Genomic DNA, 25303 nt, shown 5'->3' on the forward strand with positions numbered 1-25303 from the left:
CAACACCTGCACGCGGAGATCCAATGCCAGCGCTTTATATCCTGATCCCTGTCGCCATCGTTTTGGTGGCATTCGCCATCTGGCTGTTTTTCTGGGCGGTAGACAGCGGCCAGTACGACGATTTGGACGGTCCAGCACACAGCATTTTGTTTGACGATGAAGACCCAAAGCACCGGGCTGCAGTCGAGCAAGCTCGGGAAGACACTCAGCAGCCGGATAAGGACCAGCCGCGTGGTTGAGCTACTGCCTCTGTTAGTTTCAGCCCTTATCCTTGGCTTGCTCGGGGGCGGTCACTGCTTGGGGATGTGCGGCGGCCTGATGGGCGCCCTGACCCTGGCTATTCCACCTGAGCAGCGCAGCCGCCGCCTGAGGCTGCTGCTGGCCTATAACATGGGCCGCATCCTCAGCTACACCCTAGCAGGACTATTCCTCGGCTTGGCTGGCTGGGCAGTAGCTGGCAGCCCATTAGTGACGGCCCTGCGTGTTGTGGCGGCCCTGCTGCTGATTGCCATGGGACTGTATCTGGCCGGCTGGTGGAGTGGCCTGACGCGTATCGAAGCCCTTGGTCGCGGTCTGTGGCGCTTCATACAGCCACTGACTAAGCGTTTTATGCCGGTTACCAGCTTACCCCGTGCTCTAGTATTAGGCGGTTTGTGGGGCTGGCTACCCTGTGGTTTGGTTTACAGCACCTTGTTATGGTCCGCTAGCCAAGGTAATGCCCTGAACAGCGCACTGCTCATGCTCTTCTTCGGCCTCGGCACCCTACCTGTGCTGATAGCCACAGGCTTGGCAGCTGAGCAACTCAGCCGATTTATGCGCAATCGCGGCATTCGTATTGCTGGCGGTTTCATGGTCATATTGTTTGGCCTATGGACGCTGCCCGGGCCACACCAGCATTGGCTAATGGGACATTGATCACTGCACCTGCTTGATACAGGTCAAGATACCCAAATCGTGACAACCATAGACTTCCGGCCTATGTAGACAGACCCGGAAAGCCCGCATGCTCAACACCATTGAGTGGGACACCAATCTGATTCGTCGTTACGACCAGGCTGGCCCTCGTTACACCTCTTACCCAACCGCCGTTCAGTTTCATGACGGCGTGGGCCAATTCGACCTGCTGCACGCGCTGCGCAACAGCCGTGAGCAATTGCGACCACTGTCGCTGTATGTACACATCCCATTCTGCGCCCATATTTGTTACTACTGTGGCTGCAACAAGGTCATCACCAAAGATCGCGGCCGCGCCCAGCCCTACCTGGAACGCCTGCAGCAAGAAGCGCTTGCCATCGGCCAACATCTGGACAAAAAACAGACAGTTGAGCAACTGCACTTTGGGGGTGGCACCCCGACCTTTCTCAGCCATGACGAGCTGCGGCAACTCATGAGCCATCTACGCCAGACCTTCAATCTGCTGGATGATGACTCGGGTGACTACAGCATCGAAATCGACCCCCGCGAGGCTGACTGGTCAACCATGGGGCTGCTCAGAGAGCTCGGCTTCAACCGCATCAGTATCGGCGTGCAGGATTTGGACCCCGCTGTACAACGGGCAGTCAACCGCCTGCAATCGCTGGAAGAAACCCGCGCCATCATCGATGCTGCTCGCACTTTGCAGTTCCGCTCGGTGAACATAGACCTGATCTACGGCCTGCCCCTGCAAACGCCGGAAAGTTTCCAAAAGACAGTGGCCGAAATCATTGCCCTGCAACCTGATCGCCTCACGCTGTTCAACTATGCGCACCTGCCGGAACGTTTTATGCCGCAGCGCCGGATTAACAACAGCGACCTGCCGAGCCCCGGCGACAAACTCGCCATGCTTCAGGCCAGCATCGAACAGCTCAGCGCAGCAGGCTATCGCTATATCGGCATGGATCACTTTGCCCTGCCAGATGACGAGCTGGCCATCGCCCAGGAAGACGGCACGCTGCAACGCAACTTCCAGGGCTACACCACCCATGGTCATTGCGACTTGATTGGCCTAGGCGTGTCTTCAATCAGCCAGATAGGTGACCTGTACTGCCAGAACAGCAGCGATCTTGCTGTTTATCAGGATCGAATCCAGGCTAACCAACTGGCGACGTGTCGCGGGCTGATTTGCGACGATGATGACCGCCTGCGCCGTGCAGTCATCCAGCAATTAATCTGCCACTTCTACTTGCGTTTCGCTGATATTGAGCAGGCGTATGGCATTAACTTCTACCAGTACTTTGCCGATGTCTGGCCTGCATTGGAACAAATGAACCGGGATGGTCTCATCGTACTGACGCCTGACGATATCGAAGTAACGCCAGCAGGACGGCTGCTTGTCAGGTCGTTGTGCATGCTGTTTGACCACTATTTGCATGAGAGCAGTCAGCAACGTTTTTCCAGGGTCATCTAGCACCGTTATCAGAGCTGAAGTAGCTGCAAGGCCTCCGAAATTTGCAGATCGGACAGGCCATGCAGCTTCATCGCATCAATTAGCGACGCATTAGCCTTCGTCAAGGCGGACTGCAACGTACTGACCTCCAGCTGAATGGATTCCAGCAGCACTCTCCTCTCATCCGGCGTTAGCGTGTCATCACTCATCGTTTCACGCAGCCTGAGCAAGGCCTCGGCCAGTTTTTCCTTCAACTCCCGAATCATCTTAAGGATGGTCTTCACATCCCCAGGCAAATCGCTCTCATCAATAGCTTTGTCAGCTTGCTCTGACATTGAGCGGGCCCGTGCGCCTTCTGAAAGACTTACCCGCACACTGTCGAAAAATCTCTCAGGCTCAGCTGCGCCTTTGCCCTCTGCTTGTGTATTGGCCTCTATCGTTCGATTGATCCGCCCAGCAAGTTCGGCTTCTGAAATTTTCATTGAAAATCTCTTTGAAAAATTGGATTACCCTCTTTTATCGCTCTATTTGTAACAAGCTTTAACAGTATTCATTCAAACCCAAGCATTCATTTGGCTCCTAGCCTGTCACTGGGTTACCCTTAAGTATGTTGTGTGCTTAGTTCAGGAACTCCAGATGTCTGAATGCATCAAAATTCACGCACCTCACCAAGCGCATTGCAAAGATTGCAGCTTGGCGACGCTGTGTTTGCCACTGTCTTTGAATCTTGAAGACATGGACGCCCTCGATGAAATCGTCAAACGCGGACGGCCGCTTAAGAAGGGAGAGTTTCTCTTCCGTCAGGGTGATGCGTTCAACTCAGTTTTCGCTGTGCGTGCCGGGGCCTTGAAAACCTTCAGCCTCAGTGATGCTGGCGACGAGCAAATCACTGGTTTCCACCTTCCCAGTGAGCTGGTTGGCCTGTCAGCCATGGACAGCGAGATCTATCCTGTTTCCGCGGTTGCCCTGGAAACAACCTCCGTTTGCGAAATTCCTTTCGAACGACTGGATGAACTGGCTCTGCAACTGCCTATGCTGCGCCGCCAGATGATGCGCATCATGAGCCGTGAGATACGCGAAGATCAGCAAATGATGCTGCTGCTGTCGAAAAAGACCGCTGACGAGCGCATTGCCACATTCCTGGTCAACCTCTCCGCGCGCTTCCGCGCCCGTGGTTTTTCGGCCAATCAGTTCCGCCTGTCGATGTCCCGTAACGAAATTGGCAATTATCTCGGCCTTGCTGTCGAAACAGTCTCTAGGGTCTTCACCCGTTTTCAGCAGAACAAACTGCTGGAGGCCGAAGGCAAGGAAGTTCGCATCCTTGATCCTATCGAGCTGTGCTCACTGGCAGGCGGTAACTAGTCAATAGCCGGGACATTTTCATGCCTTACGATGATTTCACGATCAAAACGCTTATCCGTCCTGTGGTGGACTTCCCCAAGCCTGGCGTGATCTTTCGAGATATCACACCACTGTTTCAGTCACCACGGGCGATGCGCATGATCGTTGACACATTCGTTCAGCGCTACATCGAGGCCGACTTCAGCCACATTGGCGCCCTGGATGCCCGCGGCTTCCTGATCGGCTCTATTGTCGCCCACGAGCTCAACAAACCCCTGGTTTTGTTTCGTAAGCAAGGTAAGTTACCGGCTGAAGTGCTGACCGAGAGCTACCAGACTGAATACGGTGAGGCTCGTCTTGAAGTACACACCGACAGCCTTTGCGAAGGCGACAGAGTACTGATCTTCGACGACCTGATTGCCACCGGTGGCACCCTCCTCGCCGCAGCTCAGCTAGTGCGGCGCTTGCGTGCAACCGTCGTCGAAGCGGCCGCCATCATTGACCTGCCTGAACTCGGCGGCTCGCAAAAGCTGATGGACAGTGGCATCCCGACATTTGCCCTGACCTATTACAGCCTCACCGAGCAGTAACAGCGCTGGCGCCCACCGTGGGTGCCTGCCCCGCTAGAGCCCTAACACCAACCATAAGTTGGCGTAATTTTGTCGCTCTGGCCGGATATGACCTGTGCAAAATCACCTGAGCAACTAATGATCACTCCAGCGATCAAATGTTCGCATGCCGATCAATGCTCAGGAGTTGTCTTATGTCTGCCCAAGCCAAACTTCCCGCTCCCAGCTTCCCGGTCCGCCGCATGGACTTTAACTTCAGTGAAAGCTAGAAGTACTGGTTCGCTGGAGATCCCTTTCTCAGCCATTTCATGAATAACCTTTCTTCGCTGTTCCCCTATGGAGAAAAGTTCTTCGTGGACAGTGTGCGGGCGGTACGCGATCGCATTGATGATCCTCAGCTGAAAAAAGACATCAGCGCCTTTATCGGCCAGGAGGCCATGCATTCCAAAGAACATGCTGCGTACAACCAATACGCAGCCGAGCACAACATTGACCTCCATCGTCTGGAGCTAAGAATCAAAGTGCTACTGGAATGGGTAACCCGCTTCAGCTCCGTCAAGCAGCGCTTGGGCATCACCTGCGCTCTGGAACACTTCACCGCGACAATGGCTGAGCAGATTCTCCAGCGCGAAGACCTTACCTGCCAGATGAACGATCCAAGGCTCTATCAACTGTGGATGTGGCACGCTATTGAAGAGAATGAGCACAAAGCGGTTGCCTACGACGTATTTCAAGCCGTCGGCGGCGGATATTTCACCCGCATTGGCACCATGACAGTATCCACACTCCTCTTTTTCGGGGTGATCGGCTGGTTCCAGCTTCACCTTCTGCGCAAGGATGGCCAACTGTTCAACTGGCGCAGCTGGGGCAAGGGCCTGAAAACCCTGCTCAGCCCTCGCAATGGATACCTAACCGGTATTATCCGGCCTTATCTGAGCTATTACCGCCCCGATTTCCACCCCTATGACCACGACAGCAAAGCCTTGGAACAGCGGTGGCGTGACCGCTTAGGATTCAGCAGCTAGGGCCACCAGCTTGGCGGTGCCTGCTCATGCACCGCCTGCACCTGTTTGTAGAGGCTAGTCGCTGACAGGCAACTGCAATTGCCCCATGCTTTGCAATACGCTGGCACCGGTAAACAGCATGACGATCTGTTCTTCCGCCATTGCTCTAACCGCTCCACGCTTTTCTGGCAGGGCAATGTAATCCAGCGACTGCTGAAACAGATTGCGGCTGATCACACCGGAAATCTCCAAAACAACTTCGCGCGCCAACATCTCGGGCAACAGCTTGTAGGCTCTGATGTCGTCCGCCATATCCAGCGCTAAATCATCCATCAACTCCCCCAAAGCCTTGCGCATTAACACCGATGAACCGTGCAACTCACGCACGCCGATGAAAAAAGCTTGCGGGTTCTGCTCCACAAAATCGAAAAATAGCTGAACGGTTTCATGACAAACCAACCGACTGCGCTGCAAGTCGATCCCGAACAGCTCAGCACCATTGGCTGATGAATGTTGGACCCGCTCTGCCGCCGCCCGACGCAAATCCCGGAGTGGCTGCCTGAGTTCCAACGCGATCTTACGAATGATGGTCAGCCCCAAATCGTCCACATCACGAAAATGGCGATAGAAAGTATTCGGGTTAAGCCCAGCCTCTCTGGCCAATTCACGAAGCCCCACACTGCTTAAGCTCCTACTGGTGCTGGTCAAACGCAATGCAGCATCAATCAGTGATTGTTTACCCGGTGCAACACTACTGGGTTCGATCTCGAGCGTGGACATACCCTACCCAAATATTGGCTGATGAAATCATGGCTTGCCGAATGGTATACAACTGAATACCTTAGTAGACAGTTGTATACAACCAGCAATAATAATAGGTGCCTGGTCATGAATACACACGAAAAACCTCCACAACCTGTACCTCACTACAAGGTGGCCATTATCGGCACAGGCTTCTCTGGCATTGGCATGGCCATTCGCCTGAAAGAGGCGGGGGAAAATGATTTTATCCTGATCGAAAAGGATCAAGGCGTCGGTGGCACCTGGCGAGTCAATAATTACCCAGGCTGCGCCAAGGAAATCAGTGTATGAACACCTTTAACGATCAAGTCGCCGCCATCACCGGTGCAGGATCTGGTATCGGTCGAGCCCTTGCCCTGAACCTGGCGCGGCAGGGATGTCATCTAGCACTCTCAGACGTCAACACTCAGGGGCTTAGTGAGACGGCCAAGCAAGCCCGTGCACTGGGCGTTAGCGTGAGCGAGCATGCCGTGAACGTGGCAGATCGGCAGGCTGTTTTGGCTTGGGCTGGTCAGGTGGTCAACGAACATGGCCGCGTAAACATGATCTTCAATAACGCTGGTGTAGCTCAAGGTGGTACGACCGAGGGCAATGACTTCGACGATTACGAATGGATCATGTCCATCAACTTTTGGGGCGTGGTAAACGGCACCAAAGCCTTTCTTCCCCATATAAAGGCAAGCGGTAACGGCCATATCATCAATATTTCAAGTGTATTCGGCTTATTCGCACAGCCCGGCATGAGCGCTTACAACTCCAGTAAATTCGCCGTCAGGGGATTTACCGAGTCACTACGGCAGGAGTTGGATATAGGCAGATATGGAATTTCAGCCAGTTGCGTACACCCTGGGGGAATCAAAACCAATATCGCCAACAGTGCCCGCGTGAATGCCAGTATGGATAACCTGACTGGCACAAATCCGGATAACGCTAAGCAGCAATTCAATCACCTTCTCAAAACAACTCCAGAGAAAGCTGCACAGGTCATTCTTGCAGGCGTGCTAAAAAACAAACGCAGAATCCTTATTGGTCCGGATGCCTACGTGATTGACTTGATGCAACGACTGTTCCCAGCCTTCTATCAGAACATAGTGACAGCTGCTATGCGCTTCGCAGCGCGGAGACAGGACTGAAAGCTGATTAATGGTACGAGAGTGTGTACCAACTAGCAGATTACGCATGAATTATTGATGTTAGAGGCAGCACTTCTCAGAAAAACCGCATATGATGATTAGGTCAGATCCCCGTATCCGGCAAACCACGTAGGCGCCTCGTCTGGCCCTGCACTTCAAAACGATTCAAGAGACACACCATGGCAAATCGCGAAACTGGCACCGTTAAATGGTTCAACGATGAAAAAGGCTTCGGCTTCATTACTCCAGCTAACGGTGGCGACGACCTCTTTGTGCACTTCAAAGCCATCCAGGCTGACGGCTTTAAAACTCTGAAAGAAGGCCAGACAGTTACCTATGTGCCCGCTCGCGGCCAGAAAGGTATGCAGGCCGAAGAAGTTAAGCCTGCTTAACTTCTCGCTCTGAAAAACAAACCCCGCTTTTGCGGGGTTTGTTTTTATTGAAACAACAGAATCACAAGCCCATTTGCTTGCTGATGATCTCGTTCATGATCTCACGCGTACCGCCCCCAATCGAAAGAATACGGTTGTCTCGATACAGGCGCTCAACTCGGCTTTCACGCATAAAGCCCATGCCCCCCAGCAACTGGGTTGCATCGTACGTGATACGATCGGACACGTCCGTGGCAAAGTTCTTCGCCATGGAGATCTCCTTGATGACACTCTTACCCGCCGCCATTTTCGCCGCCTGCCTGTAGGTGAACTCGCGGGACACCTCCAATTGGGTTGCCATTTCTGCTAGCCGGTGTTTGATCACCTGAAACTTGCCAATCGGCTTACCAAAGGCTTTACGGTCTTTAGCCCAGGTCAATGCATCTTCAAGCGCCATCTGCGAGGTCATGTTGGCCATCAGGGCCAGGGCCAAGCGCTCAGACTGGAAGTTGGCCATGATGCCAGCAAAGCCCATATTCTCGACGCCAATCAGGTTTTCAGCCGGCACCATGCAGTCATCAAAGAACAGCTCCGCCGTATCCGAACACCACCAGCCCATTTTTTTCAGTTTCCGGCCAACCGTGAAACCTGGCGTGCCTTTCTCTATCAGAAGCAAGCTGACACCCGAAAAGCCTTCTCCACCGGTGCGCACCGCAACTGTGTAGTAATCCGCACGTGTGCCACTGGTGATAAAGGTCTTACTGCCGGTTACCCTGTAGAAATCACCCTCTTTTACTGCGCGGGTCTTGAGATTAGCGACATCAGAACCGCCGCTTGGCTCGGTTATCGCCAGCGAGATGATCTTTTCGCCAGCTAGCACCTCAGGCACGACACGATCACGAACATGCGGCTTGGCCCACTTCAACACTGGGGGCAAACCAATATCCAGAGAGCACAAGGCTGATACAAGCCCTGTTGATCCACAGCGAATAAGCTCCTCGCTGGCGGCAATCTTGGCAAACAGGTCCCCCTCATGGCTTCCACCAAATTGTTCAGGAAAACCGATGCCTAGAATGCCAGCCTCACCAGCCTTCTTGTAGAGCGCACGGGGGAAGCTCTCAGCCTCCTCCCATTCATCAATGAAGGGGAGAATTTCTCGCTCAACGAAACGGCGCACCGAATCGCGGACCAGCTGGTGAGTTTCATCGAAATATTCCTGAAATGCGGCCATGTAAGAGGTCCCGTTGTTATTTTACGGAACCATACCAAGCGCTTGCTTGGCTATCAAGCGCTTCAGTTGAAAGCAGCAGGCACACAAAATAGCCGCGGTGCTACCAGCAGCGCGGACAACAAGCAGTATGGATACTTAAAGGCTGATTGGACGACGGCCAGCCAGGGCGTGAGCCAGCGTTCCACCATCCACGAGTTCTAGCTCACCACCCAGCGGCATACCGTGAGCAAGCCGTGTAACGCTCAAATTTTTATCAGCGAGCACCTGAGCTATGTAATGAGCAGTGGCCTCTCCTTCGACTGTCGGGTTGGTCGCCAGGATGATCTCGCTGAACTGGCCAGCCTCAATCCGCTGAAGCAGCTCAGGTATTCCGATGGCCTCAGGGCCTAGGCCATCTAATGGTGATAGATGCCCTTTGAGCACGAAATAACGCCCCCGGTAACCCGTTTGCTCTACAGCGTATACATCAACCGGGCCTTGCACGACACACAGCAGGCTATCATCGCGGCGGCTGTCGAGGCATAGCTGGCACACCTCATCCTCACTCAGACTACGGCATTGTCGGCAATGCCCCACTCCCGCCATTGCTGCACTAAGCGCCTCTGCTAGACGCAGTCCGCCAGTACGATCCCGCTCAAGCAGGTGAAGCGCCATGCGCTGAGCTGTTTTCTGCCCAACGCCGGGCAGGCTACGCAAGGAATCTATCAAGTGGCGAATCAGAGGACTAAAGCTCATGTAACAACTCGTGCAGTGGCGGCGAACCGTTAAGGCGGTCGTAGACAGAAATGCGAGATGCGGTGCGTCCACATCTCGCAACAAACAGCTTTAGAAAGGCAGTTTGAAACCGGGTGGCAGTTGCATCCCAGCGGTCATACCGGACATTTTGTCCTGGCTGTTCTGCTCAACCTTGCGCACGGCATCATTAACCGCAGCGGCAATCAGGTCTTCCAGAACCTCTTTGTCTTCCTGCATGAGGCTGTCGTCCAACGTGATGCGCTTAACGTCGTGGCGGCCAGTCATGACCACGCTGACCAAGCCTGCACCGGATTGCCCAGTTACTTCGGCATTAGCCAACTCTTCCTGCATTTTCTGCATCTTTTCCTGCATTTGCTGAGCCTGCTTCATCAGGCCAGCCATTCCACCTTTCATCATGGTGTAAATCCTCGGTAATTAGGCGTTGAGGTTGTTATTCAGCGGCTCAATACTGTCGGCACGAATAACCGCACCGAACTGTTGAATCATCTGCTGGACAATTGGGTCCTGCTGGATAGAGCGCTCAGCATCACGCTGACGCTCGGCACGGTGGCGTGCAGCAGCCTGAGCAGGCGTTTCCTGTTCCGGCTTAAGCAACTCCACGCGCAGTTTCACTTCTCTGCCCTGGAATTGATTCAGAGCATCATTCAAACGACGCTGCTGCGTGGCATTGAATAGCGCTGAATGTGCGGGGTCCAGGTGCAATAACCAGTTATCACCTTCAACCGATATCAGGGTGCAGTTGGCTCCGATACTGCCTGTAAGGCCGGAAAGGCCCAATCTTGGGAACATCTCCAGCCACTCGGCAGCCAGCCCCGTGGCGGGCGCCACAGCAGGCAATACCTCAGGCTCGGCGACTTCTTCGGCATCCGCGACAGCGAAGTCATAGTCAAACGAGTCGGCGTCTACATCAACATAATCGTAGTCACCAAGCGGTGGCTCGTCATCATCTTCAACTGCTGCCTCTATCGAGGGTGCAAGCGATACCTCCTCAGCTGGCTCTGCAACTGGTTCACCCGGAGCCGCCGCATCGATGGTTTCAGGCTCAACGTGCACGTCAACTTCTATGGCTGTCTGAGTCTCAGCCTCAGCAACCACAGCTGCCGGTTCCGACTCAGGAGCCTTCTGCTCTTCCCAAGGCAGATCAATACCGCTGACTTCCTGAGCTGCCACAGACTCGACAGGTGCAGGTGCAGGTGCAGGTGCAACAGGCTGAGCGTCTATTGGCTGCGATTGCAAGGCCTCAGGTGCTTTCTGCTCTGTGACAACAAACGCCGCATCCGTCTGCTCAATAGCTTGAGTAACTGTCTCTACGGGCTCAGGCTCAACAGCGGCTTCAGTCGCTGCTTCGATTGGCATAACAGGATGCGCCAGCGCCGGTGTTCCGGCACTGGCCACTGTGTTACTCGTTGAATCAGCAGTGGCCTGGCTGATTCCCAGAGGCTTTAGCGCTATCCGGGGAACATCCTGATTATCAGCTGGTCGGAAGGCCAGCATCCGCAGAAGCACCATTTCAAAACCGCTTCGCGGCTCGGGAGCCAGAGGCAGATCACGACGGCCGATCAAGCCCATCTGGTAATAGAATTGTACGTCCTCTGCAGGCAACGCCTGAGCCAACTCCAGCACGCGCTCACGGTCACCTTGGCCATTATCGACGGCCTCAGGTAGCGCCTGGGCAACCGCAACGCGGTGCAGCACATTGAGCATCTCAGCCAGCACGCCATTCCAGTCTGGCCCTTGCTCGGCCAAATGACGCACGGCCTCAATCAGTTTACGTGCATCACCTTCTAGCAATGCATGCAGCACACCATAGACTTGGCCATGATCAAGCGTACCCAGCATAGCGCGGACGTCCGCTGCCAGCACTTTACCTTCGCCGAAGGCAATCGCCTGATCGGTAAGGCTCATGGCATCCCGCATGGACCCATCGGCCGCACGCCCCAACAGCCACAAGGCATCCTGCTCAAACGGAATCTGCTCAGCAGTCAGTACATGGGAGAGGTGGTCAACGACACGCTCAGGGGGCATGTTCTTCAGAGAGAACTGCAAGCAGCGGGACAGCACCGTTACTGGCAACTTCTGTGGATCTGTAGTCGCGAGCAGGAATTTCACATGGGGTGGCGGCTCCTCCAGTGTCTTCAACAGAGCGTTAAAGGAACTGGTTGAGAGCATGTGCACTTCGTCGATCAGGTAGACCTTGAATCGCCCACGGCTCGGCGAATACTGGACGTTGTCCAGCAGCTCACGGGTATCTTCGACCTTGGTTCGGCTCGCCGCATCGACCTCAATTAGATCGACAAAGCGCCCTTCATCAATTTCCTTGCAGACCGAACAAACGCCGCAGGGCGTAGAGCTGATACCGGTCTCGCAGTTCAAGCACTTGGCAATAATGCGCGCAATGGTGGTCTTCCCCACCCCACGCGTGCCGGTGAATAGATAGGCATGGTGCAGGCGCTGGCTGTCTAAAGCGTTGATCAACGCCTTGAGCACATGGGTTTGCCCAACCATTTCGTTGAATGAGCGCGGACGCCACTTACGTGCTAGAACCTGATAACTCATTGATACCTATCGTGAGAGAAAGCGATTGATCCCTAATCGTAACGGAGCATGGGGTAAATTGCATCCGAATGAGGGTGTCTTCATAAGACGCGTCAGCGTGTTCAAAAAATGCACTGGATATTTTTTAACCAAAGCAGTATGATGTTGTCTGTTTGTACCAAGCTGTAAGTCAAATGGCCTCTAAGGCCCTTTTAATAGCTCGATTCAGAGCGCATCTGCCAAGATGCCGCACAGCTCTGATCCCAATGCTACTTCTGACTGATTTGGCCATCTCTTCTAAAGCAGACTTAGCCAACCTCGTGGGTACTGACCCAGTGCCGGCCAATAGCCATCCGCACACATAATCAGTTCCATTCTTCACGACCACCGTTTGGGTCGTGCGCATGGAGTTTTACTTAGCGCATAGATGCGCAGCGTTTAGGAAACACTATAAAAATGAATACACATCATCAGATCCAGGATGCAGTTAGCACCCTTACCAATGCATTTGCTCCACTTGACTGCCATATTCTTGCACCGCGCAATGGCAGCTTCAGTTTTACAGTTGTAAACAAGTCGGGCATCGCGCGACACACACAGCGTCTTTATCCCGGCCAATACAGCCAGGCCAATCTGCAACAAGTGATTGACCGCGCCAAAAGAGCAATTAACGGATAAACACAATATAGAGAACTAATGTTCTATGTTGTGATCGAATATTTTTCACTCACTTGGAAGAAGATTGTTATGGAAAACATCAACCGTCCATTTGTAGAAAAAATGTTTTCGCCATTGCGTGTAACGTTCAGTGATCCCCGGCCAGACGGCGGCATCGTTCTTTCCTTACTTGACGACAACGATGCCACCTCTTGCAGCCGTGTTCTGACCAAGACACAGCGCGGCGATCCTGACTCCTTTGCCCAAGCGTTGGAAAATATCCGCTTGGAGCTGGCCATGCGCTCAGGCAGCATTCCTTCAGACTTGAGAAAGGCGCTCAAGGAACAGGACAGCCTGCTGACTTATCAGGCTGAGTGAAACAGTCGTTAACCATGATGAGCCCGGCAAGCAGCAAAAGCCGGGCCCAGACTCTGAGTCGTGCCCCTTCTCTGACTCAACAACACGTATCAGCCGCGCTCTGCAAGCCAGCGCTGAACAACATCAAGCACACGCTCTCTTCGCTGCCCCCAATCGCCCGCCACTTCAACAAAACGCTGATTATTGTCACTCAACCATTGCTTGCAGGCCATGTAGAAGTCAAGCCGCCGCTCAAGCTCTGGCTGACAGCGCTGTCCATCATCAACCCACTCGACACCTTCCGGACTGAGCAAGATATGCAGTCCATATTGACGTTCGAGTAATGCTCGTTCGATCCACTCAGGCACGGCCCCAAACAGCGTACGACTCCACAGAATATTACTCAGTAGGTGTGTGTCCAGGACCAGTAGCTCCGTATCGGACGATCTAGCCTGATCCTCCCACTCCAATTGCCCTAAAGCGATGGGGGTGATGTCTTCGTAGCATGTATCACGCTGCTTTTCTTCGATAAAAAAGCGCACATACTCTCCAACCACCAACCCGCCCAACTGCGCGTTTAACTCTTTCGACAGCCAACTCTTTCCACTTGACTCTGGCCCGGTCAAAACCACTATCTTCATACTGGCTCCGTAGCCAAGTCACGCCGCCAGGCCGCCCAGCCGCGAACAGCTAGCAGCGTAAAGGCTACATACAAAGCTGCAGTCAGATATAAGCCCTGCTGTAGAAAGAGACCAACAAACAACGCATCTAATAGGATCCAGAGCAACCAGCTCTCTATACGCTTCTGCGCCATCCACACCTGAGCCACCAAACTAAAGGCGCTCAAACTTGCGTCCTGCCAGGGGGCACTCGCCTCGGTATAGGTTGCCATTGCATAACCCAAAACCAATGAAAGTAGTGCGCCAGACACAAGACCCGCGGCCAATCGGCTAACACTTAAGCGTCCAACCTGAACCCCGCCCCCCGAGTCTCCGCCCCGTAGCCACATCCACCACCCATAGCCTTGCAGCAAGGCATACACCATCTGCAACAACATATTGGAGTAGAGGCGAGTGTCATAAAAAATCCAGGCGTACATCAGCACCATGGCCAACCCAACAGGCCAACACCACGTGTTCTGCCGAATCGTAAGCCATACAGCCAGAATACCGATTGCCGACGCAACAACCTCTAACAAAGACATAACGCACCCGCTTAAAGAGAGCGCGAATTGTAGCGAGCGCTTCCCAGACAGTCTGCCGCTATAGAGTAAATACTTTAAGGCCATCAAAATGGCATGATTTTCCAGATATACTCCCGAACCCTATCAGGAGAATCCGTGTGTTCAGTTCAGCATTAAGGCTTTTAGTCGTAGCCGCCGCACTGATGTTTGCGCAGCTCGCTCAAGCCTCCACTAACGCAGCCGCCAAGCCTGCTGACATAGTATTTCTCAACCCTGGCTTCGCTAATGAACCATTTTGGGTGAGTTACTCCGAATTTATGCAGGCAGCAGCCAAAGACCTAGGGGTCAACCTTAGAATCCTGTATGGCGAGCGCCAACGGGAACGCATTCTGAAAAACGCCCACACCCTGACAGTCGGCCCCCTACAGCCCGACTACATCATTTTTGTGAATGAAATGTATGTAGGCCCCGAAATCTTACGTATTTTCGCTGAAACGCCGGTCAAACTTTTCAGCCTTCACAGCACCCTGACCCCCGAACAACAGACCCTAAGCGGTGGCACACGTGAACGCTATAAAAACTGGATTGGCAGCCTGATCGCAAATGACCAGCACGCGGGATACCTGATGGCCAAAGCCCTAATTGAGAAACTGTCCGGCCAACCTGGCAGCATGCTCGCGTTTAATGGCATTCGCTCTACACCTTCCTCCGCCCTACGCGAACAGGGACTACGGCAAGCACTTGCGGAGCACCCTGAAATAAAGTTGCAACAGACAGTCGTTGGAGAGTGGAGCCGTCAACGCGCCTACGAACAAGCCAAAGTTCTGCTCAAGCGCCACCCCGATGCACAGCTGGCCTGGTCTGCTAATGACGAAATGGCTTTCGGCGTAATGGACGCAGCACAAGAGCTCGGCAGAACACCCGGCCGGGATATATACCTATCGGCCCTCAACAACTCGGATAACGTATTCAAAGCACGCATCAATAACCAAATTTCAGCGCTGACTAGTGGCCACTTCTCACTTGGGGCTTGGGCCGTAGTCATGCTCCATGACTACCACGCCGGAAAAGACTTCGCAGAGCGCGGCGGAAAAGACCGAGTAGACGACCTGTTCACCCTTGTGGATGAGAAACAAGCAGCCCAGCTGATGCGGCACATGAAAATGCCCGGTTATGGCCTTAACTTCAAAAACTTCAGTGCGGTTTACAAGCCTCAAATCAAGGACTACCAGTTCTCAATCGAAGACATGCTGCACTGACCAGCGTTCTCACACACCTGCGAAGTGCAGCACAAGCCTAACTAGCAAGTAGACCATCAGCACAAACAGGATGGTAAATGTCACCCCCAGGATAATGAACTGCCCTGGCGTCCCCCGGGAAAAATCACGCGCACGGTTTTTTCCGCTTTGTACCCCTAACGCCGCACTTAACACGCTCTGCAACAGCTCTTTTAGCGTTAGCGGCTGACGTTCATCTTTATCACTCATCGCCTCACCCTCCTTTTCTAAAGCTTAGCTGCGCATACGGATATCGCCACGTGAATGGCAGTAGCACCTGAATCAGCCCGTCCATGCCTTGCCTCAGAAACATCGGCAGAGCCGAGCAGGCGCACAATTGCCAGATTGGAAATTTAATTTCACCAATGCTTCGGGCCGCAAAACAAAAAGCCCCGTAACTTTTCAGCTACGGGGCTTATTTGAAAGTGGCGGTGAAGAAGCGATTCGAGCTTTTGAAGACCCGATTCGTTCACAGATACGGCTATCTACAAGCCATACAGACGGGAGATGAACTGGGTATGTACGAGTATTTTGAACTAACCCGGCTCAAGCCCTCCTTTTCCCACCACCTCACGATGCCCGATCAATCTATCGGATAGATTCTTGTACTCAGAAAAGTGCGACAGAATGCGGATAACCTCGTCACGGATTGGGCCAAAGAAAAACTTTTCTCCCAAAAGAACTAAGCACTGCGCCTCAGGATCTATCAGTTTGAAGACTTTTTTCACTGGGCTATCTGCGAGCGCGTGAGAAGCCACAAGAGGCTCAGGTATGAATTCTCCGGCCAAATGCTTGAGCAAATACACGTCCAATCTCTCGTCAAAGTGCTCCCAAGCATTCCTTGCTTTCCGCAATCCTTCCATACAAAGTGGCGAGTCCTCGGTGAGCCCGTAGTGCTTTCTTAATGAAGCTCCTCGTGCGGTTTTATGACGTGCAAAAGGACTGTTGTCCTTCGGTTTAACCGGAGGCCAAAAATATCTAGATAGAGCCCCTGCATGCCCGATAGCCTCCTGCACAGAACTTACTAACTCCCATGCCTCAGAGTCACACTCAAGCAACTCCTCGTATAATAAAAATGCGTTAAGGGCGCACTCTGCTGTATAGCGTATGGAGTAGTTGTAAAACACCCCATGCATCGGTTGAATTCCACCGTTTTCAGCCATGTAATCAGCCCTGCGCTTTAACTCCTCCTCATCAAATAGCATCACAGACTCCTTCGCCACTAGTGCATGGCACGTCCCAAATTCACGCGCGACAATCCGCTGCCTCAAAGGCCTTACCTTACGACCACTATATAGGCCTAATCAGTCGTAAGTCATAATCTAGGAGTCCTCGCAACGCCAGTGGCACTGGACTTTCTACCCCCCCCTGCTTTGTAGCAATTTAGCAACCGCAGGCATGACAGAAATGAAAAAGCCCCGTAACTTTTCAGCTACGGGGCTTTTTTGAAAGTGGCGGTGAAGAAGAGATTCGAACTCTTGATACGGTTTCCCGTATACACACTTTCCAGGCGTGCTCCTTCAACCACTCGGACACTTCACCGGATCTCGTTAGGCGTTTGCCGTTTCGAGGTGCGCTAATGTAATCGAACATTTATTAGAACGCAAAGGTTTTTTTCAAAAATTTCATGCGCTTATGAAGAATCTGCTGTCGCGATAGGGTCACTTGCTGCCTGGATCTATTCGTTCACGGCCAAACAGAATGAAGCCAAGCGAAATAAACAGGCTCAGTGCAAAAATGGCCACAAGGCCTGTTCTTTCCTGCGCCGAATCACCTGCCGATGCCCACATCAGGGCGATCAGTAATAGCAGAGCCAGGCAGCCTCTCCAGCGTGTCTTCTGCTTAGGACTGTCAGACATTGCGGGTTCCTCCTGCGAAAAACCCGCAATGTAGGTACTCCGGCGACTCTCGGCCAATTGGCAAAGTGGATACAGGCTATAGCCTGCACACGCACAGCATGACTTAACGGTCAGCTATGAGGCTTTACCGTCGCACAGGGTATGAGTAACGTCTGCACAACTTTTAACAAGGAAATCGCCCCATGAGTGAGCTGATCAGTTACCAATTAGACAATGGCATTGCCACGCTGACCCTGAGCAACGGCAAGGTCAATGCAATTTCCCCGGATGTCGTGGCTGCATTAAATGCTGCGCTGGATCGCGCCGAGCAGGATCGTGCAATTGTTATTATCACGGGTCAGCCAGGCATTCTTTCCGGCGGTTATGACCTGAAGGTGATGACCTCCAGCCCGGAGAATGCCATTAACCTGGTCGCCTCCGGCTCAACCCTGTCCCGCCGCATGCTGTCTCACCCCTTCCCGATCATCGTTGCCTGCCCCGGCCATGCCGTAGCAAAAGGTGCGTTCCTGTTGTTGTCAGCGGATTACCGCATTGGCATTGAAGGGCCATTCAGCATTGGTCTGAATGAGGTATTGATCGGCATGACCATGCACCACGCAGGTATTGCACTGGCTCGTGACCGTCTGCATAAGCAGCATTTCCAGCGTTCTGTGATCAATGGCGAGATGTTTGATCCACAAGGTGCGCTGGATGCCGGCTTCTTTGACAAAGTGGTACCGGCCGAGCAGCTACAGGCAACTGCCCTCGCGGTTGCAGAGCAAATGAAAAAGATCAACATGAAGGCGCACAAGAACACCAAGCTGAAAGTACGCAGTGCATTGCTTGATGAGCTTGCCCAAGCGGTTGAACTGGATAAACAACACGCGCTGTAACAATCTGATACGTCATAAAGCCCGGCTCCTGCCGGGCATTTATTTAGCCTGTTTTTTACGGGCTATGCTGTAAGTGCCAGCATTAACCATCCAAATATTCAAGTACGCGAAGAACGAGCCGATTACCTAAAAAAATAACAATGGAGCGCGCCATGAAGATTTCCCACAAGGTGGGGTTAGCAGCCGCCGTAGTCTTGCTGCTGACGACCACATTGCTGTCGGTCTCCCAGGTAACCCAGGTGCGCAGTTCGCTGTACGCGCAGGTCAGTGAAAACATTGACGAAACCAGTGGCGCCCTAGCCCGACAGATTGAGAACTGGCTCAACGCCAAGCTCAAGCTGATGGATCTTGCCTCGCAGACCATTGACCGCAATTACAGCCCTGAAGAAACGCAGCGTGTAATCACCACCCAGACGCTGGTCAACGAATTCCTCCTGGTGTTTGGCACCCTGACCAGTGATGGCAAACCCATCAAAAACACGGAAAGTTGGAATCCGAGTGCTGATTGGGATGGCAGGAAGCGTCCGTGGTACAGCATTGGAATCGCCGCGAAACAGGCGGTATTAACCGAACCCTACGTCGACAGCACCACAGGCGAGACTCTCATCTCAGCTGTAGCCCCGCTGACAGACAACGGTAATTTGTTGGGGGCGATTGGTGGTGATATCAGCCTCAAGAACATCTCTGACGCGATCAACACCCTGGACTTCAATGGTGCTGGCTACACCTTTTTAATGAGCAAGAATGGCAACATCATCGCCCATCCTGACCATTCCTACGACGGCAAAAATTACCGCGAGTTGTTCGATGGCCAGGCTCCACAGTTAACAACTAATATTACTGACATTAGTGCCGCCGATAAGGACTTATTAGTTTCTTTCACGCCTTTACCCAACCTGAAAGGTATGGATTGGTACATCGGAGTTGTGCTGGATAAGGAGATCATCATGGCCGAAGCCAACTCCCTAAGCTGGAGTGCCGTGGTTGGAACTGTTTTAGGCGTCGTGATTAGCCTAATTGTGCTGATTGTTCTGATGAATACCCTACTGAAGCCACTTAACCATTTACACAACTCCCTAGTGGAGGTGAACAGTGGCCAAGGTGACCTCACGCGCCGTCTGCCTGCACAAGGTAATGATGAAATATCCCTAGTCGCCAAAGACTTCAACAGTTTCATCGAAACCCTGCAACACCTGATCCGAGATGTAATGGGCAACTCCAGGCAAGTGCGGGAAAGTACCACTCTGACGTCCAATAGCGCTCATCAGAGCGCCACCCGGCTGCAACAGCAGATGCAAGAGCTGGATCAACTCGCCACGGCAATGCAGGAGATGGCGTCCACTGCAGAAGAGGTTGCCCGAAACGCACAGTCCGCTGCGCAAGCGGCGGTAATGGCCAATGAAGAAACTGAGAACGGTGTACGCGTCGTTTCCCGATCCACTGAGGCGATCATGAATCTGGCCGAGGAGATGGATCAGACCAGCAACTCAATCAATGAGCTGTCCAAACTCAGCCAGAATATTGAGTCGATTTTGTCGGTTATTACCAGCATTGCTGATCAGACCAACCTGCTCGCACTCAATGCTGCCATCGAGGCTGCCCGCGCAGGCGAGTCTGGCCGAGGGTTCGCGGTCGTCGCCGATGAGGTACGCTCGCTGGCTTCACGCACCCAACAGTCGACACAAGAAATTCGCCAGATGATCGACCAGCTGCAAGCAGGCGTGCGTCAGGCTGAATCTCGCATGCAACAAAGCCGCGACTCCGCCAGCAGAACCGCAGAAGAAGCCAGTGCAGCTAATGACATGCTGGCACGGATCAGAGATGCGATCACACGCATCAACGACATGAACCTGCAAATTGCTACCGCGGCAGAAGAACAAAGCGCCACCACCGAAGAAATAAACCGCAACACAACCAACATTCGTGACATCAGCTATGAGGTTTCGACTGGCTCCGAAGAGCAGGTGCGTCAATGCACATTGATGGTTGACCAAGTCACCCAGCAAGACCGGTTACTAGGCCGTTTCAGCGTGTAAAAAATGGGGCTGCCCTACATTTATGGGCAGCCCCAATCTGTTACCCAACCCTCCGACCGGCACGCCATGGCGATAATTGCCGAATTCACAAGGCAACCGTAAACTCCTGCGTTCTTCACCATTGCAGGTGTCATGAATGCTGTTTATTTTGCGCATGTTGGCGATGGGCGTGCACTTTATTCTGGCCAGTCTGATCGGCCTGCTAGTTTGCCTATGTCGCCCCTTTAATCCGGACAACAGCCGTATTTGCGGTAGGCTCTACAGTGTTCCAGGCCTATGGATTTTGCGCTGGAAGCTCAAGGCTGAAATCCGTTCACTGACTGAGCAGCATGGCGCTTGTGTATTCGTTGCCAACCACCAGTCCAATTTCGATCTGTATGTATTCAGTCGCATCGTTCCACCTCGTACCGTAAGCGTCGGTAAAAAAAGCCTAAAGTGGGTGCCGTTCTTTGGCCAGATCTACTGGCTCGCCGGCAATATCCTGATCGATCGTGATAACGCCATCCGCGCACGCCATTCATTGGTAGCGACCACTGACGCACTTAAGAACAGAGACACCTCGATCTGGGTGTTCCCCGAAGGCACGCGCAATCACGGCAAGGGCCTCCAAACTTTCAAGAAAGGTGCCTTTCAGATGGCCGTTGCTGCGGGAGTGCCCATCATTCCCGTTTGTGTCAGTACCTACCCTAAACACGTAAAGTTTAATAGCTGGAATGGCGGCACCCTGCACATCCGCTCACTGCCACCTATTCCCACAGCAGGTTTGGACAAGAAAGACCTGCCACAGCTCATGGAGAACTGCCGCACGCAAATGCAGCAATGCATTGCGGAACTGGATCAACAGGTCAGCCAAAAGCGCTGAATCGCTTTAGTGCCTTACTCCGGCGTGTCTGCATTCCCCATAGGCGTCCAAGCGACTATGCTGTTCGGCAATTTATCGCGGGTAAGGGAAATCACATGGGGCAAGTCATCGCCGCTGCGGCTTATTGCAAAGGCCGCAAAGTTGCCAATATTGATCTAGATGAAGGCCGCGAGTGGGCGAATAAGACCGGACACTTCGTCTGGATAGGTCTTTACGAGCCACAACAGGAAGAACTCTGTACCCTTCAAAAGCAATTCAACCTGCACGAACTGGCCCTTGAGGACGCCCTGCAACGCCACACTCGCCCCAAGCTGGAAACCTTTGGCGATGCCCTGTTTATGGTGCTCTATTCACCGTGTCTAGTGGACGGTGAGCTGACCTTTATCGAGACACAGTTGTTTGCCGGTACGGGTTACGTCATCAGTGCCCGTTACGGCAACTCGCCGCCTTACTCCCAAGTGCGCCAACGCTGTGAAGCCCGACCACTACTGCTTGAGCACGGTGAAGACTTTGTCATCTACGCCCTCCTCAGTTTTGTGATTGAGAACTACCGGCCGCTGCTGGACAGCTTTCATAACGAACTGGAAGAAATTGAGCAGCATGTGCTCAAGCATCCGCTAAGCCAGTCCGATGTCGAGCGCATCCAGACCTTACGCCGCAACTTACTTCGTCTGCGCCGCTACATAGGCCCACTGGCTGAAATCTGCCAAGAGCTGCAACGCCTAGAATTCCCCTTCATCGACAAGAACATGCGGCCCTACTTCCGTGACGTGAGCATCCATGTCAAACGCTTGCTGGAAGACCTGACAGGGCTTCGGGAAATGGCCGACCATGCGATCGAAATTGGTCTGCTTCTGGAGTCATCCAGGCAGAGCATCACCCAGCGTAAATTCGCAGCCTGGGCTGCCATTCTGGCCTTCCCAACTGCCGTTGCGGGTATTTACGGGATGAACTTCCACAATATGCCCGAACTAAGCTGGCATTATGGTTACTTTGGGGTACTCGGTCTGATAGGCAGCGGCTGCCTAGCCTTGTATTTCAGCTTCAGACATTACGGCTGGCTGTAGATACAAAAAGGCCGCTCTAAAGCGGCCCCTGTGCAGTTTATGTCTTAGCTTGCTTGCTCAAGGCCAGAGCGGCCCTGTGCGACAAACCGCATCATCCACTCGGCAACAGTCTGGCCTTGATGTTCCTGACTGAGACTATCCATTGCTTTTGTATAGACGGCCTCGCCAATGTGCTCCTGACGTGCATTGAGTAACGCCTTGGAATAGTCGTGCACGAACTCAGGGTGGCCTTGGAAGCACAGCACCTGATCACCAATGCAGTACGAAGCAATCGGACAGAACTCACTGCTAGCCAGCAGCGTCGCATTATCAGGCAAGCGAGTGACCTGATCCTGGTGACTGATCAGCAATGTCAGGTCTTCGAGATCCGGGCTCATCCACTGCGCCTTATTGGGCAAGTCGTAACGGTGGATGCCAACCCCCCAGCCCTTAACAGCACGCTCAGTATGGCCGCCTAGCGCTAATGCCAGCAGTTGGTGACCGAAACACACACCCAGGAGTTTATCGCCCCGTTTAAAGCGATCCTGCAGATAGGTTTTGAGCGTTTGGATCCACTCATCAGGCCCGAATGAGTCCGCTTTACTCCCCGTGACCAGATACGCATCGTAGCGCTCTGTGTCAGGCGGGTAATTCCCCTCCAACACGTTATACACCTTGAACTGCGCGGGAATCGGTTGCTGGGCAAACAAGCGCTCAAACATCCGGCCATAACTGTCGAACTGGTCTATCAGTTCCGGACGCAGGACATCAGTTTCAAGAATGCAAATCTGCAGCGGCATGGCACCTTCACCTGGCGAGCAATGGGGGCAATTTTTAAGCGCGCAAGGGTGCCCTCATGCGGGCGGTAAGGCAATAGCCTTCAGGCACTGAATTTGACCATTTGTCACCATTACCGACATTGATACACACCATAAGCGCCATTCACTTTTTTAGAGGCGTTATGAGGCGGAGTATCAACCTCACTGGGCACGTCGCCCACGGGTCGAAGAGGACATCAGAAATGGTCAACTATTCAGCTATCGCCAGTTTGATTGCAGCATCGGTTTTCTCTGGAAATATCAACTATCAGCCCTCAACTCAACCAACAAATGCTCAGCCACAGCAGGTCGCCGATCTCAAATCTGGCGCACAGTCACAGCAGAAAGACGGTAACAAAACCGCCTGAGGTCACCTGGCACAGCAGCCCAAGATAAATCGCGTCATCCATTGCCCTTGCATCCGATCTGCACTCAGTGAAAGGCGGACTGCCGACACGCTGTCAGTAGCCCACCTTTCATTGACTCAAGCAGCAATGCACTCGCTAATCAGACACCGGAAAACGACTGTTATAAGCACTCGCAACCACTATCAGCGGAGCTAATAGTCACCATAACCCCCTTTCACTTCTGCAAGACCCCGCACAGGCAGAGTATTAACGAATCGGGCGTATCGCCCTGCTTACCAAAGGACTTGGATCATGATTAATTTTTCCTTTATCGCCAGCCTTGCCACTGCTTCCAGCTATTCCCATCACCATCACGACAGCGCTAACGAGCAACAGAAAGCCGCTCAGTCGGCACAGCAGTTTCTCAACATTCACAACGTGCCGGTGAAAAACCCGCAACCGAGCGATAAGTAAATCGCTGAGGAGAATAGTCGTGAGCGTTAAGTCATTGTTGAGGCAGCCAAACGTTTACCGTGTTAGTCACGTGACCATTGACCAGGGAGGCCTGCATCTTGAAACGGAAGCATCCGTCCACTTCAACGATGGCAGCGTCACCACACTGTCGCTTCCGACCGATACTGGTGAATACAGAACTATCGAGCAGTTTATAAAGAGCTGCCCGTTACAGCACACCTGCACAGCGTAGAAAGCGATTGGGATTGGACAGTTTCCAGTGCACGAGCCTTGGCAAGTGTCCAATCGCGCTGTTGGGACTAATCCATCAGGTGCAGAAAGCTGCGGCCCAGGGCCGTTTGCCAGTCATCTCACTGCGCTTAGCTAACACCCGGCAGGACGTACTCTTTGCATGACGGCATTAGCTCCGCGCAGCAAGTCACCGCCCCCTATTCAACCGCCAGGATGCGTTTAAATGAACACCAACAACCGTGCCTTATCTGAAAGGCCCGTCATCCACGTAACGGAAGGACATACCCACGGGCCGATCACCCGCCTGATGAGTCCGTCTGATTTAGGACAGATTCTCAAGCCCTTTGTTTTTCTCGATCTTTTTAAAGTCGGTGGCGTTAACGTCCAAGCCCTCGGCTCAATGCCGCTGCACCCACACTCTGGACTTGCCACCGTTACTGTACTGCCGGAAGGCAGCATGCGCTTTGATGTACCCGAGTCAGGTGCAGGCACCATCAGCTATGGCGGTGTTGAATGGATGAAGGCTGCTGCCGGGGTTTGGCACGGCAAGGAAATGATCATTGAAAATGTGCCCCGCCTAACGGGCTTCCAGCTATGGCTGGCGCTGCCCCCTGAACTGGAAAATAGCCAGCCAGAAAGTCAGTACTTCGAGGCGAAATCTATTCCACAGAGTGGACCAGCCCACGTCATTATCGGTGAGTACCAAGGCATCCAAAGCCCGGTAAACGCGCCAAAAGGGATTAACTATCTGCTGGTCACGCTTAAGGCCAAAGAGCGCTGGACCTATCAACCACCAGCCGGTCATAGCGTTGCCTGGCTGGCTTTGGCTAAGGGCCAGCTTTCGACAGGCGTCTCGCTGAAAACAGGCGAGATGGCGGTATTTGCCCCCGGCAGCGCGGCCATTGACCTAGAAAACCCAGGTGAAGAAGACGCGGTGTTCGTGCTGGGCTCAGCGGTACCTCATCCACACTCACTGCATTTGGGAAGCTACTCTGTTCACACGTCAGCCGAAGCACTTGAGATGGGCGAACGGCGTATTACAGAGCTAGCCCGCACCCTTCGCGAAGCCGGCGATCGCCGCACAGCCTCCGGCACCATCCCTGTTTGGCGCTAAGTAACGCCTTAAGCGCAATAAAAAACCGGCCCATAATGGGCCGGTTTGGTCAGTAGCAGGTCAG

The 25303-nt window shown here is 53.2% G+C and carries 29 protein-coding genes, 1 tRNA gene and 2 pseudogenes; 19 read left to right on the forward strand and 13 right to left on the reverse strand.

What is annotated here, in order from left to right; all coding sequences use genetic code 11:
* Positions 1 to 23: 23 nt before the first annotated feature.
* The 3 genes from ccoS (at position 24) to hemN (ending at position 2386) form a co-directional block, all read left to right on the forward strand.
* Positions 24 to 239 (forward strand): cbb3-type cytochrome oxidase assembly protein CcoS, encoded by a 216-nt coding sequence (gene ccoS / locus WG219_11675; protein ID WXL24014.1) that lies wholly within the window; start codon positions 24 to 26, stop codon positions 237 to 239.
* Positions 232 to 915, forward strand: a complete 684-nt coding sequence (locus WG219_11680; GenBank protein ID WXL24015.1) for a sulfite exporter TauE/SafE family protein — start codon at positions 232 to 234, stop codon at positions 913 to 915. The genes ccoS and WG219_11680 overlap by 8 nt, the downstream gene beginning before the upstream one ends.
* An 88-nt stretch (positions 916 to 1003) precedes the next feature.
* Complete coding sequence (gene hemN, locus WG219_11685) at positions 1004 to 2386, forward strand: oxygen-independent coproporphyrinogen III oxidase (protein ID WXL24016.1); 1383 nt, start codon at positions 1004 to 1006, stop codon at positions 2384 to 2386.
* Between the two features lie 8 nt (positions 2387 to 2394).
* Here the strand turns inward: hemN and WG219_11690 are convergent, their stop codons facing one another.
* Positions 2395 to 2847, reverse strand: coding sequence for a hypothetical protein (locus WG219_11690; GenBank protein WXL24017.1), 453 nt, complete (start codon positions 2845 to 2847; stop codon positions 2395 to 2397).
* Between the two features lie 154 nt (positions 2848 to 3001).
* Between WG219_11690 and fnr the strand changes: the two genes are divergently transcribed.
* The 3 genes and pseudogenes from fnr to WG219_11705 all read left to right on the forward strand — a co-directional run bounded on the left by fnr (position 3002) and on the right by WG219_11705 (position 5300).
* Complete coding sequence (fnr, locus tag WG219_11695) at positions 3002 to 3727, forward strand: fumarate/nitrate reduction transcriptional regulator Fnr (protein WXL24018.1); 726 nt, start codon at positions 3002 to 3004, stop codon at positions 3725 to 3727.
* Between the two features lie 20 nt (positions 3728 to 3747).
* On the forward strand, positions 3748 to 4296 hold the full coding sequence (locus WG219_11700; GenBank protein WXL24019.1) for an adenine phosphoribosyltransferase: 549 nt from the start codon (positions 3748 to 3750) through the stop codon (positions 4294 to 4296).
* Positions 4297 to 4469: 173 nt separating this feature from the next.
* Positions 4470 to 5300: pseudogene (locus WG219_11705) on the forward strand (metal-dependent hydrolase).
* 54 nt (positions 5301 to 5354) lie between these two features.
* On the opposite strand, the gene WG219_11710 reads toward WG219_11705, so the two are convergent.
* The gene (locus WG219_11710; protein WXL24020.1) at positions 5355 to 6059 is read right to left on the reverse strand and encodes a TetR family transcriptional regulator; all 705 of its coding nucleotides are present in this window, start codon (positions 6057 to 6059) and stop codon (positions 5355 to 5357) included.
* A 108-nt stretch (positions 6060 to 6167) separates the two neighbouring features.
* Here WG219_11710 and WG219_11715 point away from each other — a divergent pair.
* The 3 genes and pseudogenes from WG219_11715 (at position 6168) to WG219_11725 (ending at position 7605) form a co-directional block, all read left to right on the forward strand.
* A pseudogene (locus WG219_11715) lies at positions 6168 to 6362 on the forward strand (NAD(P)-binding protein).
* A gap of 5 nt (positions 6363 to 6367) precedes the next feature.
* Positions 6368 to 7213 carry an SDR family NAD(P)-dependent oxidoreductase gene (locus WG219_11720; GenBank protein ID WXL24021.1) on the forward strand — a complete coding sequence of 282 codons (846 nt, stop codon included), beginning with the start codon at positions 6368 to 6370 and terminating at the stop codon, positions 7211 to 7213.
* Positions 7214 to 7392: 179 nt separating this feature from the next.
* Positions 7393 to 7605: a cold-shock protein gene (locus WG219_11725; GenBank protein WXL24022.1), complete on the forward strand. Its 213-nt coding sequence runs from the start codon at positions 7393 to 7395 to the stop codon at positions 7603 to 7605.
* Between the two features lie 61 nt (positions 7606 to 7666).
* Here the strand turns inward: WG219_11725 and WG219_11730 are convergent, their stop codons facing one another.
* The 4 genes from WG219_11730 to dnaX all read right to left on the reverse strand — a co-directional run bounded on the left by WG219_11730 (position 7667) and on the right by dnaX (position 12127).
* Positions 7667 to 8815 (reverse strand): acyl-CoA dehydrogenase family protein, encoded by a 1149-nt coding sequence (locus WG219_11730; protein WXL24023.1) that lies wholly within the window; start codon positions 8813 to 8815, stop codon positions 7667 to 7669.
* A 135-nt stretch (positions 8816 to 8950) separates the two neighbouring features.
* Positions 8951 to 9550 carry a recombination mediator RecR gene (recR, locus tag WG219_11735; GenBank protein WXL24024.1) on the reverse strand — a complete coding sequence of 200 codons (600 nt, stop codon included), beginning with the start codon at positions 9548 to 9550 and terminating at the stop codon, positions 8951 to 8953.
* Between the two features lie 90 nt (positions 9551 to 9640).
* Positions 9641 to 9967 carry a YbaB/EbfC family nucleoid-associated protein gene (locus WG219_11740; protein ID WXL24025.1) on the reverse strand — a complete coding sequence of 109 codons (327 nt, stop codon included), beginning with the start codon at positions 9965 to 9967 and terminating at the stop codon, positions 9641 to 9643.
* An 18-nt stretch (positions 9968 to 9985) separates the two neighbouring features.
* Entirely contained in the window at positions 9986 to 12127 is a 2142-nt protein-coding gene (gene dnaX, locus WG219_11745; GenBank protein ID WXL24026.1) for a DNA polymerase III subunit gamma/tau, read from the reverse strand.
* Positions 12128 to 12562: 435 nt separating this feature from the next.
* Here dnaX and WG219_11750 point away from each other — a divergent pair, with 435 nt between their 5' ends.
* Positions 12563 to 12784 carry a hypothetical protein gene (locus WG219_11750; GenBank protein ID WXL24027.1) on the forward strand — a complete coding sequence of 74 codons (222 nt, stop codon included), beginning with the start codon at positions 12563 to 12565 and terminating at the stop codon, positions 12782 to 12784.
* Positions 12785 to 12802: 18 nt separating this feature from the next.
* Positions 12803 to 13141 carry a DUF3509 domain-containing protein gene (locus WG219_11755; protein WXL24028.1) on the forward strand — a complete coding sequence of 113 codons (339 nt, stop codon included), beginning with the start codon at positions 12803 to 12805 and terminating at the stop codon, positions 13139 to 13141.
* Between the two features lie 89 nt (positions 13142 to 13230).
* On the opposite strand, the gene WG219_11760 is transcribed toward WG219_11755, so the two are convergent.
* Together WG219_11760 and pnuC are read right to left on the reverse strand one after the other, a co-directional pair.
* Entirely contained in the window at positions 13231 to 13761 is a 531-nt protein-coding gene (locus WG219_11760) for an AAA family ATPase (protein ID WXL24029.1), read from the reverse strand.
* Positions 13758 to 14324, reverse strand: a complete 567-nt coding sequence (gene pnuC, locus WG219_11765) for a nicotinamide riboside transporter PnuC (protein WXL24030.1) — start codon at positions 14322 to 14324, stop codon at positions 13758 to 13760. The genes WG219_11760 and pnuC overlap by 4 nt, the downstream gene beginning before the upstream one ends.
* Before the next feature lie 137 nt (positions 14325 to 14461).
* On the opposite strand from pnuC, the gene WG219_11770 reads away from it, so the two are divergent.
* Positions 14462 to 15562, forward strand: a complete 1101-nt coding sequence (locus WG219_11770) for an ABC transporter substrate-binding protein (protein WXL24031.1) — start codon at positions 14462 to 14464, stop codon at positions 15560 to 15562.
* 9 nt (positions 15563 to 15571) lie between these two features.
* Here WG219_11770 and WG219_11775 read toward each other — a convergent pair whose 3' ends face one another.
* The 4 genes from WG219_11775 to WG219_11790 form a co-directional block, all read right to left on the reverse strand.
* Positions 15572 to 15790 (reverse strand): DUF2970 domain-containing protein, encoded by a 219-nt coding sequence (locus WG219_11775; protein WXL24032.1) that lies wholly within the window; start codon positions 15788 to 15790, stop codon positions 15572 to 15574.
* A gap of 326 nt (positions 15791 to 16116) precedes the next feature.
* A complete protein-coding gene (locus WG219_11780) occupies positions 16117 to 16785 on the reverse strand; it encodes a hypothetical protein (GenBank protein ID WXL24033.1) in 669 nt (222 codons plus the stop codon).
* 247 nt (positions 16786 to 17032) lie between these two features.
* Positions 17033 to 17122, reverse strand: a tRNA-Ser gene (locus tag WG219_11785).
* Between the two features lie 119 nt (positions 17123 to 17241).
* Entirely contained in the window at positions 17242 to 17439 is a 198-nt protein-coding gene (locus WG219_11790) for a hypothetical protein (GenBank protein ID WXL24034.1), read from the reverse strand.
* A gap of 182 nt (positions 17440 to 17621) precedes the next feature.
* On the opposite strand from WG219_11790, the gene WG219_11795 reads away from it, so the two are divergent.
* From WG219_11795 to WG219_11810, 4 genes are all read left to right on the forward strand, one after another.
* Positions 17622 to 18311, forward strand: a complete 690-nt coding sequence (locus WG219_11795) for a crotonase/enoyl-CoA hydratase family protein (protein WXL24035.1) — start codon at positions 17622 to 17624, stop codon at positions 18309 to 18311.
* A gap of 152 nt (positions 18312 to 18463) precedes the next feature.
* On the forward strand, positions 18464 to 20347 hold the full coding sequence (locus WG219_11800) for a methyl-accepting chemotaxis protein (GenBank protein WXL24036.1): 1884 nt from the start codon (positions 18464 to 18466) through the stop codon (positions 20345 to 20347).
* A gap of 136 nt (positions 20348 to 20483) precedes the next feature.
* Positions 20484 to 21209, forward strand: coding sequence for a 1-acylglycerol-3-phosphate O-acyltransferase (locus WG219_11805; protein ID WXL24037.1), 726 nt, complete (start codon positions 20484 to 20486; stop codon positions 21207 to 21209).
* 95 nt (positions 21210 to 21304) lie between these two features.
* Positions 21305 to 22276 carry a magnesium and cobalt transport protein CorA gene (locus WG219_11810; GenBank protein WXL24038.1) on the forward strand — a complete coding sequence of 324 codons (972 nt, stop codon included), beginning with the start codon at positions 21305 to 21307 and terminating at the stop codon, positions 22274 to 22276.
* A gap of 44 nt (positions 22277 to 22320) precedes the next feature.
* Here the strand turns inward: WG219_11810 and WG219_11815 are convergent, their stop codons facing one another.
* Positions 22321 to 23055 (reverse strand): amidotransferase, encoded by a 735-nt coding sequence (locus tag WG219_11815; GenBank protein WXL24039.1) that lies wholly within the window; start codon positions 23053 to 23055, stop codon positions 22321 to 22323.
* A 221-nt stretch (positions 23056 to 23276) separates the two neighbouring features.
* Here WG219_11815 and WG219_11820 point away from each other — a divergent pair, with 221 nt between their 5' ends.
* The 3 genes from WG219_11820 to WG219_11830 all read left to right on the forward strand — a co-directional run bounded on the left by WG219_11820 (position 23277) and on the right by WG219_11830 (position 25239).
* Positions 23277 to 23441 (forward strand): hypothetical protein, encoded by a 165-nt coding sequence (locus WG219_11820; protein ID WXL24040.1) that lies wholly within the window; start codon positions 23277 to 23279, stop codon positions 23439 to 23441.
* Between the two features lie 291 nt (positions 23442 to 23732).
* The gene (locus WG219_11825; GenBank protein ID WXL24041.1) at positions 23733 to 23894 is read left to right on the forward strand and encodes a hypothetical protein; all 162 of its coding nucleotides are present in this window, start codon (positions 23733 to 23735) and stop codon (positions 23892 to 23894) included.
* Between the two features lie 454 nt (positions 23895 to 24348).
* Entirely contained in the window at positions 24349 to 25239 is an 891-nt protein-coding gene (locus WG219_11830) for a pirin family protein (GenBank protein WXL24042.1), read from the forward strand.
* Positions 25240 to 25303 lie beyond the last annotated feature (64 nt).

The organism is Pseudomonas mendocina (assembly GCA_037482215.1).
GTDB classification, from domain to species: Bacteria; Pseudomonadota; Gammaproteobacteria; order Pseudomonadales; family Pseudomonadaceae; genus Aquipseudomonas; species Aquipseudomonas mendocina_E.

Bases quoted from the DNA above. Each gene is read 5' to 3' on its own strand.
- pnuC (WXL24030.1), bottom strand. From the start codon at position 14,324: ATGTCTTTGTTAGAGGTTGTTGCGTCGGCAATCGGTATTCTGGCTGTA.
- WG219_11810 (WXL24038.1), top strand. From the start codon at position 21,305: ATGGGGCAAGTCATCGCCGCTGCGGCTTATTGCAAAGGCCGCAAAGTT.
- WG219_11700 (WXL24019.1), top strand. From the start codon at position 3,748: ATGCCTTACGATGATTTCACGATCAAAACGCTTATCCGTCCTGTGGTG.
- recR (WXL24024.1), bottom strand. From the start codon at position 9,550: ATGAGCTTTAGTCCTCTGATTCGCCACTTGATAGATTCCTTGCGTAGC.
- WG219_11710 (WXL24020.1), bottom strand. From the start codon at position 6,059: ATGTCCACGCTCGAGATCGAACCCAGTAGTGTTGCACCGGGTAAACAA.
- WG219_11820 (WXL24040.1), top strand. From the start codon at position 23,277: ATGGTCAACTATTCAGCTATCGCCAGTTTGATTGCAGCATCGGTTTTC.
- WG219_11725 (WXL24022.1), top strand. From the start codon at position 7,393: ATGGCAAATCGCGAAACTGGCACCGTTAAATGGTTCAACGATGAAAAA.
- WG219_11825 (WXL24041.1), top strand. From the start codon at position 23,733: ATGATTAATTTTTCCTTTATCGCCAGCCTTGCCACTGCTTCCAGCTAT.
- fnr (WXL24018.1), top strand. From the start codon at position 3,002: ATGTCTGAATGCATCAAAATTCACGCACCTCACCAAGCGCATTGCAAA.
- hemN (WXL24016.1), top strand. From the start codon at position 1,004: ATGCTCAACACCATTGAGTGGGACACCAATCTGATTCGTCGTTACGAC.
- WG219_11830 (WXL24042.1), top strand. From the start codon at position 24,349: ATGAACACCAACAACCGTGCCTTATCTGAAAGGCCCGTCATCCACGTA.
- WG219_11730 (WXL24023.1), bottom strand. From the start codon at position 8,815: ATGGCCGCATTTCAGGAATATTTCGATGAAACTCACCAGCTGGTCCGC.
- WG219_11775 (WXL24032.1), bottom strand. From the start codon at position 15,790: ATGAGTGATAAAGATGAACGTCAGCCGCTAACGCTAAAAGAGCTGTTG.
- WG219_11780 (WXL24033.1), bottom strand. From the start codon at position 16,785: ATGCTATTTGATGAGGAGGAGTTAAAGCGCAGGGCTGATTACATGGCT.
- WG219_11805 (WXL24037.1), top strand. From the start codon at position 20,484: ATGCTGTTTATTTTGCGCATGTTGGCGATGGGCGTGCACTTTATTCTG.
- WG219_11815 (WXL24039.1), bottom strand. From the start codon at position 23,055: ATGCCGCTGCAGATTTGCATTCTTGAAACTGATGTCCTGCGTCCGGAA.
- WG219_11720 (WXL24021.1), top strand. From the start codon at position 6,368: ATGAACACCTTTAACGATCAAGTCGCCGCCATCACCGGTGCAGGATCT.
- WG219_11750 (WXL24027.1), top strand. From the start codon at position 12,563: ATGAATACACATCATCAGATCCAGGATGCAGTTAGCACCCTTACCAAT.
- ccoS (WXL24014.1), top strand. From the start codon at position 24: ATGCCAGCGCTTTATATCCTGATCCCTGTCGCCATCGTTTTGGTGGCA.
- WG219_11790 (WXL24034.1), bottom strand. From the start codon at position 17,439: ATGTCTGACAGTCCTAAGCAGAAGACACGCTGGAGAGGCTGCCTGGCT.
- WG219_11795 (WXL24035.1), top strand. From the start codon at position 17,622: ATGAGTGAGCTGATCAGTTACCAATTAGACAATGGCATTGCCACGCTG.
- WG219_11755 (WXL24028.1), top strand. From the start codon at position 12,803: ATGTTCTATGTTGTGATCGAATATTTTTCACTCACTTGGAAGAAGATT.
- dnaX (WXL24026.1), bottom strand. From the start codon at position 12,127: ATGAGTTATCAGGTTCTAGCACGTAAGTGGCGTCCGCGCTCATTCAAC.
- WG219_11740 (WXL24025.1), bottom strand. From the start codon at position 9,967: ATGATGAAAGGTGGAATGGCTGGCCTGATGAAGCAGGCTCAGCAAATG.
- WG219_11800 (WXL24036.1), top strand. From the start codon at position 18,464: ATGAAGATTTCCCACAAGGTGGGGTTAGCAGCCGCCGTAGTCTTGCTG.
- WG219_11690 (WXL24017.1), bottom strand. From the start codon at position 2,847: ATGAAAATTTCAGAAGCCGAACTTGCTGGGCGGATCAATCGAACGATA.
- WG219_11760 (WXL24029.1), bottom strand. From the start codon at position 13,761: ATGAAGATAGTGGTTTTGACCGGGCCAGAGTCAAGTGGAAAGAGTTGG.